At 36.0% G+C, this 14,875-nt stretch carries 15 protein-coding genes and 1 other RNA gene; 5 read left to right on the forward strand and 11 right to left on the reverse strand.

Annotation, left to right across the window (positions count from 1 at the left end; genetic code table 11):
* Positions 1-482: 482 nt before the first annotated feature.
* The 5 genes from BMX09_RS08790 to BMX09_RS08815 form a co-directional block, all read right to left on the reverse strand.
* The gene (locus tag BMX09_RS08790) at positions 483-1,415 is read right to left on the reverse strand and encodes a dihydroorotate oxidase (RefSeq protein ID WP_089747788.1); all 933 of its coding nucleotides are present in this window, start codon (positions 1,413-1,415) and stop codon (positions 483-485) included.
* 351 nt (positions 1,416-1,766) lie between these two features.
* Positions 1,767-2,078, reverse strand: a complete 312-nt coding sequence (locus BMX09_RS08800) for an AzlD domain-containing protein (RefSeq protein ID WP_218138943.1) — start codon at positions 2,076-2,078, stop codon at positions 1,767-1,769.
* On the reverse strand, positions 2,071-2,820 hold the full coding sequence (locus BMX09_RS08805; RefSeq protein ID WP_218138944.1) for an AzlC family ABC transporter permease: 750 nt from the start codon (positions 2,818-2,820) through the stop codon (positions 2,071-2,073). The genes BMX09_RS08800 and BMX09_RS08805 overlap by 8 nt, the downstream gene beginning before the upstream one ends.
* A 33-nt stretch (positions 2,821-2,853) precedes the next feature.
* Positions 2,854-3,288: a GNAT family N-acetyltransferase gene (locus tag BMX09_RS08810; RefSeq protein WP_089747798.1), complete on the reverse strand. Its 435-nt coding sequence runs from the start codon at positions 3,286-3,288 to the stop codon at positions 2,854-2,856.
* 97 nt (positions 3,289-3,385) lie between these two features.
* Complete coding sequence (locus BMX09_RS08815; RefSeq protein ID WP_089747801.1) at positions 3,386-3,823, reverse strand: GNAT family N-acetyltransferase; 438 nt, start codon at positions 3,821-3,823, stop codon at positions 3,386-3,388.
* A 373-nt stretch (positions 3,824-4,196) separates the two neighbouring features.
* Here BMX09_RS08815 and BMX09_RS08820 point away from each other — a divergent pair, with 373 nt between their 5' ends.
* Both BMX09_RS08820 and BMX09_RS08825 read left to right on the forward strand, forming a co-directional pair.
* The gene (locus tag BMX09_RS08820) at positions 4,197-5,915 is read left to right on the forward strand and encodes an Rqc2 family fibronectin-binding protein (protein ID WP_089747803.1); all 1,719 of its coding nucleotides are present in this window, start codon (positions 4,197-4,199) and stop codon (positions 5,913-5,915) included.
* 97 nt (positions 5,916-6,012) lie between these two features.
* The gene (locus BMX09_RS08825) at positions 6,013-6,711 is read left to right on the forward strand and encodes a YwaF family protein (protein ID WP_089747804.1); all 699 of its coding nucleotides are present in this window, start codon (positions 6,013-6,015) and stop codon (positions 6,709-6,711) included.
* Positions 6,712-6,867: 156 nt separating this feature from the next.
* On the opposite strand, the gene pepT is transcribed toward BMX09_RS08825, so the two are convergent.
* The 5 genes from pepT to BMX09_RS08850 all read right to left on the reverse strand — a co-directional run bounded on the left by pepT (position 6,868) and on the right by BMX09_RS08850 (position 11,909).
* A complete protein-coding gene (gene pepT, locus BMX09_RS08830; protein WP_089747806.1) occupies positions 6,868-8,094 on the reverse strand; it encodes a peptidase T in 1,227 nt (408 codons plus the stop codon).
* Positions 8,095-8,211: 117 nt separating this feature from the next.
* Entirely contained in the window at positions 8,212-8,868 is a 657-nt protein-coding gene (locus tag BMX09_RS08835; protein ID WP_089747808.1) for an SGNH/GDSL hydrolase family protein, read from the reverse strand.
* A 127-nt stretch (positions 8,869-8,995) separates the two neighbouring features.
* Positions 8,996-10,129 (reverse strand): Nif3-like dinuclear metal center hexameric protein, encoded by a 1,134-nt coding sequence (locus tag BMX09_RS08840; protein ID WP_089747810.1) that lies wholly within the window; start codon positions 10,127-10,129, stop codon positions 8,996-8,998.
* On the reverse strand, positions 10,130-10,828 hold the full coding sequence (locus BMX09_RS08845) for a tRNA (adenine(22)-N(1))-methyltransferase (protein WP_089747812.1): 699 nt from the start codon (positions 10,826-10,828) through the stop codon (positions 10,130-10,132).
* A 325-nt stretch (positions 10,829-11,153) separates the two neighbouring features.
* Positions 11,154-11,909, reverse strand: a complete 756-nt coding sequence (locus BMX09_RS08850; RefSeq protein ID WP_089747813.1) for a hypothetical protein — start codon at positions 11,907-11,909, stop codon at positions 11,154-11,156.
* Between the two features lie 468 nt (positions 11,910-12,377).
* Between BMX09_RS08850 and gpsB the strand changes: the two genes are divergently transcribed.
* The 3 genes from gpsB (at position 12,378) to BMX09_RS08865 (ending at position 14,401) form a co-directional block, all read left to right on the forward strand.
* A complete protein-coding gene (gpsB, locus tag BMX09_RS08855) occupies positions 12,378-12,782 on the forward strand; it encodes a cell division regulator GpsB (RefSeq protein WP_089747815.1) in 405 nt (134 codons plus the stop codon).
* A gap of 12 nt (positions 12,783-12,794) precedes the next feature.
* Positions 12,795-13,156: RNase P RNA component class B (gene rnpB / locus BMX09_RS08860), an RNA gene on the forward strand.
* Between the two features lie 96 nt (positions 13,157-13,252).
* Positions 13,253-14,401 carry a THUMP domain-containing class I SAM-dependent RNA methyltransferase gene (locus BMX09_RS08865; protein WP_089747817.1) on the forward strand — a complete coding sequence of 383 codons (1,149 nt, stop codon included), beginning with the start codon at positions 13,253-13,255 and terminating at the stop codon, positions 14,399-14,401.
* A gap of 205 nt (positions 14,402-14,606) precedes the next feature.
* On the opposite strand, the gene BMX09_RS08870 is transcribed toward BMX09_RS08865, so the two are convergent.
* Positions 14,607-14,875: peptidoglycan amidohydrolase family protein (locus BMX09_RS08870; protein WP_281242687.1), on the reverse strand; the 269-nt coding region annotated here is incomplete at its 5' end.

Here is a 14,875-nt window from a genome sequence, read left to right on the forward strand (position 1 = left end):
TTTGCTACACCACTTCCTTCATCTATACCATTTCTGATACCAACTTGTGGTTCGCTACACTTGGCGGTAAATACCCGTGACTGGACTTTCACCAGTTAGATTAGTGCCATGCTTGGCACACCAAAAAAAGACACCACACAGCTAACTGCTGCGTGATATCTATTTTGTTTCATCAACCCTATTTGTCAAAGAGCCCACAAAAAAAGCCCATCTATTGTCCTTGGGCTGACAATAAATGAACACAGTATTGCTGTATTATTTATTTTGAAAAATCATTATATGGTATCTTAATGCTTTTCTGCTTGTCAGCCTCTCTGGACTAAGTTAAAGTAGAATGTTCTAGCTAATAATCAGCGATTCTCTCGTAATCTTCTTCATTAGCTTTGTTAGACTTCATGCGGAAGCCATTTAGGAAGCTCTCTCTGGAACTTTTTATTTATTTTAGATGATATAAAATCAAAATGCAAGCACTTTCTCAAATTTTAGGCTAAATATTGTAATTTACCACGAAAATCTTCAATAGTTTGATAACCTTTTTCTTGCATAATCTCTGTTAATTCTTGTGATAATCTGGCAAATATTTCTACGCCTTCTTTTTCTAAAGCTGTCCCCACTTGAACCATGCTTGCGCCACACAAAATATGCTCAAAAACATCACGCCCCGTTTTAACACCACCTGTTCCAATAATTTTAATGGATGGCTTTAAACGTTGGTAAAATGCATGAACATTAGCCAAGGCAGTCGGTTTAATATAATCGCCACCAATTCCGCCAAAGCCATTTTTTGGTTTAATAACAACCGTTTCGTCATTAATAATTAAGCCATTGCCAATACTATTCACACAATTCACAAAAGCTAATGGGAATTTATTATAAACTTCAGCTGCTGCATCAAAATGAGCAATATCGAAATATGGTGGCAATTTTACTCCTAGCGGCTTGGTAAAGAATGCAAACACTTCAGTTAGTAAGTTTTCTGTAGTTGGTAAATCATAGGCAAGTTGTGGTTTCCCAGGAACATTTGGACACGAAAGATTCAACTCAACCATGCCTTTGAAATCTGATAATTCAACTTGTTTTAGCATCTCCAATGTTTCCTCTTTTGAAAGTCCTGTCATTGATAAGAAATAAGTCTTCTTAGTTTGCTTTTCTAATTGGCGAACATAATCCAAATAATAATCTAATCCTAAATTTGGTAAGCCCATGGAATTAATACTACCAAGTGGAACTGCTTGATATCTCGGTAAAGGATTGCCCTCACGACTAGTTTTTGTGGCTGATTTTGTCACAAATGTCCCAGCACTAGATTGATCTACCATTGTTAATTCTTCATGATCATAGCAACAGACCCCCGCCGCATTCATTAAGCAATTATCAAATTCATACCCTGCAATCGTTGTGTTTAGTAATACCATAAAATGACCTCCTAAATGATTTTTGATTTTTCAAAACATAACTAGTTGAGCTAATATGTTTTCAAAATAATAGCCTCTTTCATAAAAAAATGCAAGTAGTTTCTTTTCGATTGTCACTAGGAAATTCACAAACTCCACCCCTAAACCCTTAGCTCTCTTGACTTTTGAACGATGCAAAATATTTTTTAATTTTTCAAAAAAATGCCACCCAGTCAGCACCCAATTAAAAAAAGCAGACCACTTAAGCCTGCTTGAAATCATGAATAATGTGCGATTTTATGTAAACTACTCCCTATAGTAAAACTTAGGATATTCATTGGTAATATTTTTTAAATTTTTCGCTACCTCACCCTACATCATAGCCAAAAGAAAATCCGCTAAATAGACCGTCACACAACACACCACAGCAACCGTCAGCAAATTATGTTTATACCATGCGAAAATCACTCCAATCACAAAAGCCGCCATCCCTGCAATTGGATTATCCGTCGCCAAAATAATTGCCGGAAAAGTCATGACCGATAGTGTTACATATGGCACATAATATAAAAAAGCACGTACAAATGGATGAGTAATCTGTTGGCGAATCAAGGTCAATGGCAAAACACGCAAACTATACGTCACCAAGACCATCACAAAAATATAAGTATAATTATTATGCATAAGGATCACCTGCTTCCTCTTGTTTTCGCTCTTCTTCATTTAACGGTAATAATAAAGCCGCTAAAACCGATAAAATAATCGTTAAAATAACGGTTCTTGTACCCGGTGACATACTAGCTAACATCGTCCATTTTGTCGTTACTAAACTCACCACAAAACTTGTCACCACTACAATCCCAATCGAACGATCATCTTTGGCAGCTGGAATAATAATCGCAATAAACATACCAAATAATGCTACACCTAAAGCAGCCACAACACTTGGCGGTAAAATACTACCAGCAATCACACCAACCACTGTCCCAAAAGACCAGCCCGGCATCGCCAAAAGCATCGCACCATATTGATAAAACGGATGAACATAACCATTTTTAGCAATTCCTAAAGCAAATATCTCATCCGTCAAACCATGCGCCATCAACAAACGATGATACTTAGCTTCATTGGGATCAATTTTTTGACTAAAAGCACACCCCATCAAAAAATACCTAGCATTCGCAATCAAAATCATTAACGCCATCTCAATCAATGAACCATGCGAACCAATAATTAAAAAACCTGCATACTGACCCGCTGAAGCCATCACAAGTAGACTAGCTAACCATGCTTGAAAAGTCGTTAACCCAACCTCTCTAGCCGTAATACCAATTGCAAAAGCCACCGCAAAATATCCTAAAGCAATCGGCGCAGCATCATGCATCCCCCTCACTAAATATCTGATATTCTCTTTTCTCTTACTCACACCAACCCCCGCCTTTCTACTTGAATTTGATAATTACTTGCGAATTAATTCCATATCCACATGCGGTATCTCATCTTCTAAGTAGACTTCTGAGGTTATGTCAAATCCAAATGATTGATAAAACTCCACCAAATAAGCTTGTGCCTGCGCATAGACTGGTAAACTTGCATCAATCTCACTTGCTTTATCTAATACAAATTGCACTAATTCACGCGCCAAACCATGACCACGATAAGCTTCATTCACTAATACACGTCCAATTTTAAAACGTTTTTTTGTTCTAATTAACCGTGCATAAGCAATCACCCGACCATCTTGTTCCTGAAAAATATGCAAACAATCCAAGTCACTTTCATCCACTTCCGGATAAGGACAAGTCTGCTCTACCACAAACACATTAACTCTTGCTTTATAAATCCGATACAACTCAACTGAGGTTAACTCTGCCAAACTTTTACACTTCCACATATACGCCACATCCTTTAAGTTAATCTATTCATATTATTGCAGAAAAATACAAGTACCACCGAAATTCCCTTGCATACAAAAATATTCTTACCTTGTATCAACAACTTCTAGGCAATTCCATATCAATATGAGGTTGATCATCTTTTGAGTATATTTCAGAAGTAACCTCAAAACCAAATGATTGATAAAACTCAATTAAATAGGCCTCAGCTTGTGCATAAACTGGGAATTTTGGATTCATTTCCCGAGCTTTTCGAATCGTTTCTGTCACTAATTCTCTTGCTAAACCTTGCTTGCGACATTCTTTAACGACTAATACTCTGCCAATTTGAAAACAATCAGCACGTGTCATCAATCGTGCATATGCCACCACTTTTCCATCTTGCTCTTTAAAAATATGCAAACACTCCAAATCATCTTCATCAACCTCTGAATAAGGACAGACTTGTTCCACCACAAAGACCTCTACCCTCGCCTTATAAATCTGATACAACTCCATTGCACTTAATTCAGTTAACCTTTTACACTTCCACATACATGCCACATCCTTTACTATCAATAATTGACTTTCTTTTGCATTATTCTTAAATTCTATTTACTGCTTTTATACAAAAATACGATTATTTCTCGTATCTATACCCCAATTATAGTCCTTGCTTCAGACTTATTCTAGCCCTTTATATATTTTTTTAAAGCGTTTACTTTTTTTATTTCTTCCAAATGTCAGCTATTCATCCTAACGATACATATCATCCCCACACAAAAATCCCTTACCCTCTTTCATTAGATTTCCACAATAAACTATCACTAATTCTAAAGCATTTTTCATTAATTTTCAGAGCTTTTATTTTACTTTTTTATCAATCAGTGTATACTAAAAAATGACAGTCTAGAAAGGACGTGATGAAATGACATTTGATGGTTTAATGACTCATTGGATGACCAAAGAAATTGCTGATGAAATTATCGGTGGCCGTATCACAAAAATCCACCAACCACTTTCAACAGAACTTCAATTTACCATTCGCTCAAATCGCAAAAATTATTATTTAGTGGCATCAGTCCACGCAATGATGGCTCGCGTACAATTTATGAATGGTAAAGCAGATAACCCAGAAACAGCACCCAACTTTTGTATGATTTTACGCAAATATTTAGAAGGTGCAATTATTAAAGATTTCCGCCAATTAGGAGCCGACCGCATCTTACAAATGGATGTTGATACACGAGACGAACTTGGTGACAAAGCAAAATGGCGCTTAGTCATTGAATTAATGGGACGTCATAGTAACATCTTCTTAATTGATCGCACTAATGATCAAATTGTTGATTGTTTAAAACGGATTCCCCTATCACAAAATAGCTTCCGTACTTTACAACCTGGGGCAACTTATCAATTACCGCCCCACCAACAAAAGAAAAACCCATTCGCCTATGATTTGTTCGAATTAGATACCATCTTACAACTAACCGACCACAATCAAACAGCCGAAAAACGCTTAATGCAAACTTTCCAAGGTATTAGTTCCTTAAGTGCTATAGAAATTGCCGAACGACACGAAAAACAAAATATCTCACTTGCAGAAGCTTTATATGGATACTTAACAGAAGGTAACGACAACTTACAACCAACCCTAACAATCATTGGGAATAAGTCTTACTTCACACCATTCCCATATACAAGTTTAACTGGCGACATGAAAACATATCCAAATTTATCTAGCTTATTAGAAGACTATTACGTTCACAAATTACAAACCGAACGTATCCAACAATTAGCTGGTAATCTATTACAAATGCTAAAAACAGAATTGAAAAAGAACCGTGACAAACTAGTTAAATTAGACTCAGACTTAGCACGCTCTGAAAATGCGGAAATTTACCGTATAAAAGGAGAATTATTAAATACTTACCAACACATGGTACAAAAAGGCCAAACAGAAATCACCGTCGATAACTTTTACGATGATTATAAACCTTTAACAATCGCCTTATCACTAAGACTAACCCCTTCACAAAATGCGCAAAAATACTTTAAACGTTACCAAAAATTACGTAATTCAATCGCATTTATCGAAGAACAAAAACAAAAAACATTAGAAGAAATCGACTACATCGAAAATATTATCGTTCAAATTGAAGATTCTGACGTTAAAAACCTTGAAATGATTCGCGAAGAACTAATCTCCAGTGGCTACTTAAAACGCCCATCCACTCGAAAAGGACGTATGAAAGTAAAACCTTCAAAACCATATGAATTTTATGCAACAGACGGAACACGCATTCTAGTGGGACGTAATAATATCCAAAATGACCAATTAACCTTGAAAAAAGCTAAAAAAGAATACTTATGGCTACATGCCCAAAATATTCCTGGTTCACACGTTATCGTTGAATCCGCTAATCCAAGCGAAGAAACAATCGGTGAAGCCGCAACATTAGCAGCATACTACTCAAAATTCCGTCATTCTGCAACAGTACCAGTTGATTATGTGGTCGTTAAAAATATCAAAAAACCTAATGGCGCAAAACCAGGATTTGTTGTTTATGAAGGCCAACAAAATACTTATATTACACCTAAAGAAGAAATTATTAATAAATTAAGAAATAACCAACCTAAATTATAAAAAAACTTAACACTTTTTTGTTTGACTTTCATGGTATATTTGGTAACATTGATATACACATGAAAGTTTTTATTAGAAAAAAAAGGAGAGTTCGGGTATGTTTGAATATTTTTTCAGATCAATTCCAGATGGCCCCTTTCACGTATCACCACGATTACAAATGGGAATTGTATGTTTAATGTTGTTAACTGTCTTAACAGCATTTATTTTACGACGTAGTGAAAAAGCCTTTAAAATAGGAATTTATCTATTAACTCTGCAATTATTTATGTTAAATTCATGGTATATTGTGACCCAATATGAATATATTCAAGGCGGTTTGCCACTTTATCATTGTCGAATTGCTATGTTTGGTATTGTTATTTGTTATTTCTTAGGAAAAGAAAAATTAATGGATTATTTTGGTTTATTAGGATTTATTGGTGCGGCTACTGCCTTTGGTATTCCTGCTTTTGATCCATTTTCATTTCCACATATTACTAATTTTTCATTTGTATTCGGGCATTTATGCTTAATTTACACAAGTACCATTATCATTACGCAACGTTCAGAACTTTCTGTAAAGAATATTGTTCGTTATACAATTGATATGAATCTAGCAATCTTTATTGCCGACATTATTTTAAATGCTAATTATGGTTTCTTAACAGAATTACCTGCAGCAGTATCATTTTTACCATTCAAAGGACTACAAATTGCTATAGTCATCACAACTGCTTTAACGATTGTCATGACTATTCTACATTTTTTAACCTTACATTTAACAGATTGGTATCATGAACATTTTTCAAAATAAGCTATATCTCATCCTTTATGGGTGGGATTTTTTTGTGCGCTTAATTAACTTTTTATTTTACGACAACCTATTTTTGTACCGCTCCAATTTGTTTTCTGGCACGAAAAAAGCTCTCTACCAGTCTTGTGATAGAAAGCTTTCAGATTAATATTTTTATTATTTTGCCATTACTTTTGCGATTTCAATAATAACGTCGCGTGCTTTTTCCATTGCTTCTACAGCTACGAATTCGTAACGACCGTGGAAGTTTTCACCACCTGCAAAGATGTTTGGAGTTGGTAAGCCCATAAATGAGATTTTAGAGCCATCAGTACCACCACGAATAGGTTCGATAATTGGTTTGATGTCTAAGTTTTCCATTGCTTCTGTTGCGATATCAACTGCACGGAAGTCTTTTTCGATTACTTCAGCCATATTGTAGTATTGGTCAGATAATTCAACGGTTACACAACCTTCGCCATACACTTTATTCAAGCGGTCAGCTACTAATTGTAAGTATTGTTTTTTATCTTCAAATAATTTATGGTCGTGATCACGAACGATATAGACTAATGTTGCGTCTTCAACCGTTCCATGAGCTTCACATAAATGAATAAAACCAACGCGTCCTTCAGTGTGTTCAGGCACCATCATTTCTGGTAAAGCATTTTGGAATTGACGGCTCACATCTAAAGCACTTAACATAGTGTCTTTTGCGCTACCTGGGTGAACGTTTTTACCTTGAATTTTAACGATTGCCCCTGCTGCATTAAAGCTTTCAAATTGTAATTCGCCAACTGGTCCACCATCCATTGTATAAGCAAATTCACAACCAAATTGCTCAACATCAAATAAATCAGCGCCACGTCCGATTTCTTCATCAGGTCCAAATGCTACACGAATTTTACCATGTTCAATTTCAGGATGTTGTAATAAATAAGATCCTGCTGTAACGATTTCTGCTACACCAGCTTTATCATCTGCTCCTAAAAGAGTTGTACCATCAGTTGTAATCATTGTTTTACCAATATAATTTTTTAAGTTAGGGAAATCATTTGGAGATAAAACAATATTTTGTTCCGCATTTAAAACGATATCTGAACCATCATAATTTTCGTGGAATTGTGGTTTGACATTGCGAGCTTCAAAATCAGCCGTATCAACGTGAGCGATAAAGCCAACTACTGGAATGTCTTTCGTTGTTGTTGCTGGAATTGTTGCTGTTAAAAAGCTATTTTTAGGATTTAAGAATACTTCTTGGAAACCAAGTGCCGTTAATTCTTCCGCCATTTCTTTTAAAAATTCTGTTTGTGAAGGTGTTGAAGGTACGCTTGTGCTTTCTTCATTTGAACGAGTTTCTTTTTTTACGTAAGAAATAAAACGTTCTACTAATTTGTCTGACATACTTATTTCCTCTTTTCATATAATTTGTAAGCAAAATTGCTTATTTTCATGTTCTATCATACCACAAAAGAAAAATCTTGTAAGCACTGCATACTTAGGATTTCTATATTTTCCTCATTATTTTTTGAAAATTTCACTAATTTTTTTCGCTAAGACTAGTGCTAGTAATTGATGACTTTCAGAGCTTAAATGCATATAATCAGTGGTATTCATTTTAATGCCTGGAATACTACCCACATCTAAAAAGTGACAATGATAACGTTTGGCAATCTCTTGATAGAGTGGTGCTAATTGACGAGATTTTTCTAATGATAATTCCCCCATCGCTTGGTAAACATCTGTATCTTTGTAACCTTCTTCGATTGGAGCAGGCACTAAAAGTAATATATTCGCTTTCCCATCTCGCCAGGCAACGTGATGACTAATCGCTTTTTGTACTAATAATTCCATACCTGCCGCTATTTCTTCAACTGATAAATGAAAACGATCCTTACAATCATTCGTTCCTAACATAAATATTACTAAATCAAGTGGCTCATGACTTTCCATAGCCGGTGCCAAATACAATAGTCCATTGCGTCCCTCTTGCAAATTATCCGTAAAAACCGTTGTACGCCCATTCAAGCCTTCTTCCTTTACAGAAAAATCCGCCCCTAAATACTGATCTAACAGTTCCGGCCAGCGTTCCTCTTCACTAAAGCGACTACCACTATCTGCATCATAACCATGCGTATTCGAATCTCCATAGGCTAAAATTGTTTTTTTCTTATCCATAAAGACACCCCTTTATTAATTGACTAAATCCATATATATCATACCATAAAACGCTTACTTTTTAGCAATATTTCCAAACAAAAACAGCCACTATAAACAGTGACTGCACAAATCTAACTCACTTTAATTATAAACTAAAAAATTCAAATGGCTCAGTATAAGTAGTTGACTTCATTAATTCGACTGTCCAATCTTCTTCCGCAATCCATTGACGAATTAATTTTTCTAACTCTGGAATACAAATCTTTTCAATATGGTGCCCCGGATCAACAACTGCCATCGTACTCTCTTGAATATCATGAGCATAATGGAATGAGATATCACCCGTAATATAGGCATCCGCTTGTTTATGAATTGCATCTCTAAAGAAATCTTGACCTGAACCGCCTAGAACAGCGACACGCTTCACAAGTAAGTCTTCTTTCTTACGTGGTTTAATATGACGTAAATTCGTTACATGATAACTTTTCGCTACCAATTGTAAGAACTCTTCGTAAGGCAATGCAACTGGTAATTCACCAATCTTACCTAAGCCAATTGTTTCGCCACCATTTTTCAATGGGAAGACATCATAAGCTGGTACTTCATAGGGATGTACTTCTTTCATCGCTTTTATAACACCTGATAGTTGCGCTTCTGAACAGACAACTTCAATCTTTTCTTCAGCGACAACTTCCGCCTTACCTACTTCACCAATTGCTGGATTAGCTCCTTCTGTTGGTGTAAAGCGACCAATCCCATCTAATGTATATGAACAATTAATATAATGATCGCCAATATGACCTGCGCCAGCTTTCCCCATCGCTACACGAACTTCTTCACTCGCTACACGTGGCACAAAGACAGCTATTTTCACCATATTTAATGTATGCGTTGGCGTTAAGACTTCACAATTCTGTAAACCAATCGCATCCGCTAACCAATCATTCATTCCACCAGGTGCAATATCTAAATTCGTATGCGCAGCGTAAATAGCAATATCATGCTTAATAATTTCAGCATACATCGCCGTTTGTGGGTCAGCCGTATTAAAATTCTTAATCGGACGGAAAATTGGTGGATGATGCGCCATAATAAAATCAACACCCTGTTCAATTGCTTCTTCAATAACACTTGGACGAATATCTAGCGTTACCATAATTTTATTGATATCTTGATCCATTTTACCAAAATGCAAACCAATTGGATCTTTCGGTTCTGCATAATGTTTTGGTGCAAATTGTTCAAATCGTTTAATAAATTGACCAACCGTAATTGCCATTTATAACAACCCCTTTAACATGTCCATTTCTTGTTGTACTTTTTTCATTTTTTCAACTTGTGGTGTTGAGCTTTTAGCTAATTGATCTAAGACATATTGATTCTTTTGGATTAATCCAAGCCATTTTGCGCGTGCTAATGCTGGCTTTTCTTTCGTTAAAAAGACACCATGCTGGATTTCTAATTCAGAATACACCACAGCTTCTGCTACTTGTTCAGCAACAATAATTTCATAAATGCGGTGATTATCTTCTAAAATTTCTTCGGCGATAATTTGGTAGTTATTAGCTACTAACCATTTTCTTACTAAATGTTCGGCAACATTCGCTTGTAATACTAAGCGCTCTTGACCAGTAATGTGGCCACCTTTTTTACCCGCTTCTAAAATTGAGGCAATTAACTCCCCACCCATACCGCAAATCGTAACACAACTTACGCCATCTTTTGCTTCAATGACTTGTAAACCATCCCCCAAACGAACCTCGATGTCTTTTGTTAAGCCGGCTTCTTTCACTGAAGATACTGCTGATTCATAAGGTCCTTTAACTACCTCACCGGCAATTGCAGCCTCAATTTGGCCTTTTTGCTTTAAATATACTGGTAAATAGGCGTGGTCTGAACCAATATCTGCCACAATCGCTCCTTGTGGTACATAAGTTGCGACTTGCTCTAAACGTTTTGTTAAATTCATTACTGTCATATTATATAAATTCCTTCCCTAGAAAATTACTTCCATTATACCGTAAAACGACGGCAACTTCACGAATGATTTTAGACTTTCATAGTGACTGGTACTAGTTTTACTGATTATTTTTATTTGAGAGTGGTGCTTGGTGCTTACTAATGTTAGTGACCTTTAGTTTTTCCATTCGATATGGCGTTTTTGTTTGTTGCTATTACTTAGTTTGTTTCGTTGTTTGTTTCGTTGTTTGTTTCGTTGTTTGTTTCATTGTTTGCTTCGTTGTTTGTTTCATTGTTTGCTTCGTTATTTCGTTAGTGTATTATTTCGTTTTTTCGTTAGTTTACTATTTCGCTAGCTTTTTATCTGTGAGAATGTTTTGTTCCTTGGCTAATCTTTCACGGCGCTTCTGAATGAATTCAAGACGTTTTTCTTCATTCATTTTACGTGGTTCGTTTTTTGTTACTAGTTTGCTTGGGCGTTTGGCTAATAATTCTTGGCGCTTAGCTTTGGATACCTTATTGACAGAATTAGCTTGTTGGCGGTCACGACGCTCTTGCAAGAATTGTTGGCGCTTTGATTCAGTTACTTCATTTTTGGGGTTGCCAACTTTTTTTCGTTCTAAAGTTACATCTTCCACACGGTCGTCACGTTTATTCTTTACTTGCGCTTGACGCTCACGACGCTTTTGTAAGAATTCTTGGCGTTTGCTATCATCTGCTTTTTGGACGACTGGTACCCCATTTAAGCGCTCCTGACGTTTTTGTATGAACTCCTGGCGCTTAGCTTCATCTACACGCTTCATGCTTCTATTTGCTTTTAGTCTCTCTTGACGCTTAGCTAAAAATTCTTTGTGCTTCTCTTCGTCAGCTTTTTTAACAGTTGCAGTTGCTTCTTTCATCCTTTTGCGACGCTTTTCTAATATTTCTAGGCGCTTTTTTTCATCCATTTTTTTAGGATCTTGCTCACCGTTTAAGCGCTGACGTCTTTTTTCTAATAATTCCAAACGCTTTTCCTCACTTGCACGTTTGGGATTATATTGCTCATTAATCTTTTGACGACTCTTTTCAATAGCTATTTTAGTTGTATCTTTTTCACTCAATTTGAAAAACCTCTTTTCTAGTAGCTTACTAATATGGTATCATAGTCAATAAATATTATGAAACATTATAAGAAAATTTACAAAAAAAGCGCCTCTTAAGAATTTTCAGACTTATTTTCAGTGGAATTCTACTTATTTTTACATGAAATTTATAAAAATTTTTAAATATCCGTATGAAATCGCTTTAATCATTTGTATTCAAGAGCTTTTTTTAGTATTATTAAATAGATGACTTTATAAAAATGAACCTACCCCTCATAGTTAAACTCATGAGATAAAAGGTATCATTAAAAAGGCTTTGAAACGAGCCTATAGGTACAAAAAGTGGTAATAACTTCAAGTACCGTTAAAATCTGTGGCAAGATTACTATTAGAAGCAACTATTAACAATCTCCTACCACAGAACCTTACGACTATAATCGTGAGCGTTTCAGTATATAACTACTATGAACTACGAGGTGCTATTTTATGCTAAAAACTAGCTTGAATACAAAAGACATTTTACAAAAGCAATTCAAACACTCATTCCGTGGCTTTAATATAGAAGAAGTTGATCAATTCTTAGATATCGTCATCCGTGATTATGATGCTTTCCAAAAAGAAATCACATTCTTACAAGCTGAAAATGAACGTTTAGTTGCTAAAGTTGATGAATTATCAAGACAAGCCAAAGTATCAAAAACAACACGCACAACAGGAATTCCAACGACAGGTGTTACAAACTTTGATATTTTAAAACGATTATCAAACCTAGAAAAGCATGTTTTCGACTCAAAACTTGCGCCAGAATCACGTGAACAAGCGGATACACCAATATCCCCTACTTCTAATGATTCACTTGGAGAAACAAGAGTCATTAAACCATTATCATAATATTAATTTGTAAACTTTGAGTAATTGCGGTCTGCTAATGCAGGCTGAGGAAAGTCCATGCTCGCACAGGCTGAGATGCTTGTAGTGTTCGTGCTTAGCGAAACAATAAGCTAAGGCAATTTTATATTGACGGCAGAAAAAATGGCTACGGCTCATGCTATGCCAAAGTATTCTTGAAAGTGCCACAGTGACGAAGCATTATTGGAAACGATAATGGTGGAACGCGGTAAACCCCTCGAGCGAGCAACCCAAACATTTGGTAGGGGCACTCTTAATAGGAATTAAACGAAAAAAGAGGCACATTTTGTGTAGACAGATGATTACTGAAGCTAATTGCACCTGACAATTAGTGGAACAGAACATGGCTTATAGAAGTTTACAACAGGTTTGGTCTGAGAGCAATCTCAGACCTTTTTTAAGATTATTATGTAAAATTTTAATAAATAAGAAAACAGAAATGAGAGATTACTATGAAAAAATATCAATTAGTCGCTACTGCTGCTGCTGGTATCGAAGCTCTAGTCGGTAAAGAATTGCGCGATTTAGGGTATGAATGCCAGGTTGAAAATGGAAAAGCTTACTTTGAAGGAACAGATTACGACATTGCACGCACAAATGTCTGGTTACGTTCAGCTGACCGTGTAAAAATTATCTTCGGACGTTTCACAGCAAAAACATTTGACGAATTATTCGAACAAACAAAAGCATTACCTTGGGAAGAAATCTTACCAATCGATGCAGAGTTCCCAGTATCAGGAAAATCAGTTAAATCAACCTTATTCAGTGTTCCTAACTGTCAATCAATCGTAAAAAAAGCAATCGTAAATCGTATGAGCACAGCCTATTCACGTAAAACATATTTACCAGAAACAGGCGCTTTATACCCTATCGAAGTTGCCATCTTAAAAGATGTGGTAACCTTAACAATCGATACAAGTGGTACAAGTTTATTCAAACGTGGCTATCGTGTTGATAAAGGTGGCGCACCATTAAAAGAAAATATGGCCGCTTCCCTTGTCAAATTAACAAACTGGTACCCAGACAAACCATTCTATGACCCATGTTGTGGTTCAGGAACTATTCCAATCGAAGCTGCCTTAATCGGTAAAAACATCGCTCCTGGTATTAAACGTAACTTTGCTGCAGAAAAATGGACCTTCTTCAATAAAGACGCCTTCCCTGCTGCACGTAAAGAAGCACGTGAAGCCATCCGCCACGATGTCCAGTTAGATATCTTAGGTTGCGATATTGACGCTTCAATGATTGAAATTGCCAAACAAAATGCTATTAATGCTGGCGTTGCTGATCAAATTACTTTCAAACAAATGCAATTAAAGGATTTCCGCACTACCAAAACAAATGGTGTTATCGTGGCTAACCCGCCATATGGTGACCGTATGTTAACGGAAGAACAAGCCCACCAAATCTATCGTGATATGGGCCAAACATACAAACCATTAGAAACATGGAGTAAATATATCCTAACAAGTGACTTAACATTTGAAAATCACTATGGTCAAAAAGCCACTAAAAAACGTAAATTATACAATGGGGCAATCCGTACAGACTTATTCCAATTCTGGGGTAAACGTCCACCGCGTCCAAAAAAAGAAGATTAAACGCTAATTTTTGCATTACCTAGACTGATAAGCACATTTATTATCGGTCTTTTTTGTGTTTAAGAACGAAAAAACGTTATGAAAATAGCTAAACTCCTACAAATCCATTAAAAATGCCCACTCAAAGCTAGCTTTAAAAATCTAACTTTGAGTGGGCAGCCTATATTCATACTGAATCAGCTATTATGCCATTATTTATAAACTATTATCGGTTCACAATTCTAAACCAACGAACAGGATATTTATGTTCAGCCGTATATCCTTTTATCGGAGTTAGATAAATCCCATCTAATTTATAAGTACAATGCAAGATACTATTGTCATTATAAGCAATACCAGTATGCCCACCTGCACCTAGTGAATATCCTTCATTTCCTGAAATAAAGACATCCCCACGACGAATATCTCGGGCATCAATTTCCTTGAATAGGTATCCTTTTTCTTTATATAAGTTTTCAGTTGTTCCAGCATAGG

The sequence above is a fragment of the Granulicatella balaenopterae genome, assembly GCF_900111135.1.
Lineage (GTDB): Bacteria > Bacillota > Bacilli > Lactobacillales > Aerococcaceae > Granulicatella > Granulicatella balaenopterae.

Coding starts and splice junctions, on each gene's coding strand:
- BMX09_RS08840 (WP_089747810.1), bottom strand. CDS start 10,129: ATGGCAATTACGGTTGGTCAATTTATTAAACGATTTGAACAATTTGCA.
- BMX09_RS08800 (WP_218138943.1), bottom strand. CDS start 2,078: ATGCATAATAATTATACTTATATTTTTGTGATGGTCTTGGTGACGTAT.
- BMX09_RS08810 (WP_089747798.1), bottom strand. CDS start 3,288: ATGTGGAAGTGTAAAAGTTTGGCAGAGTTAACCTCAGTTGAGTTGTAT.
- BMX09_RS08820 (WP_089747803.1), top strand. CDS start 4,197: ATGACATTTGATGGTTTAATGACTCATTGGATGACCAAAGAAATTGCT.
- BMX09_RS08815 (WP_089747801.1), bottom strand. CDS start 3,823: ATGTGGAAGTGTAAAAGGTTAACTGAATTAAGTGCAATGGAGTTGTAT.
- BMX09_RS08790 (WP_089747788.1), bottom strand. CDS start 1,415: ATGGTATTACTAAACACAACGATTGCAGGGTATGAATTTGATAATTGC.
- BMX09_RS08825 (WP_089747804.1), top strand. CDS start 6,013: ATGTTTGAATATTTTTTCAGATCAATTCCAGATGGCCCCTTTCACGTA.
- pepT (WP_089747806.1), bottom strand. CDS start 8,094: ATGTCAGACAAATTAGTAGAACGTTTTATTTCTTACGTAAAAAAAGAA.
- gpsB (WP_089747815.1), top strand. CDS start 12,378: ATGCTAAAAACTAGCTTGAATACAAAAGACATTTTACAAAAGCAATTC.
- BMX09_RS08845 (WP_089747812.1), bottom strand. CDS start 10,828: ATGACAGTAATGAATTTAACAAAACGTTTAGAGCAAGTCGCAACTTAT.
- BMX09_RS08865 (WP_089747817.1), top strand. CDS start 13,253: ATGAAAAAATATCAATTAGTCGCTACTGCTGCTGCTGGTATCGAAGCT.
- BMX09_RS08835 (WP_089747808.1), bottom strand. CDS start 8,868: ATGGATAAGAAAAAAACAATTTTAGCCTATGGAGATTCGAATACGCAT.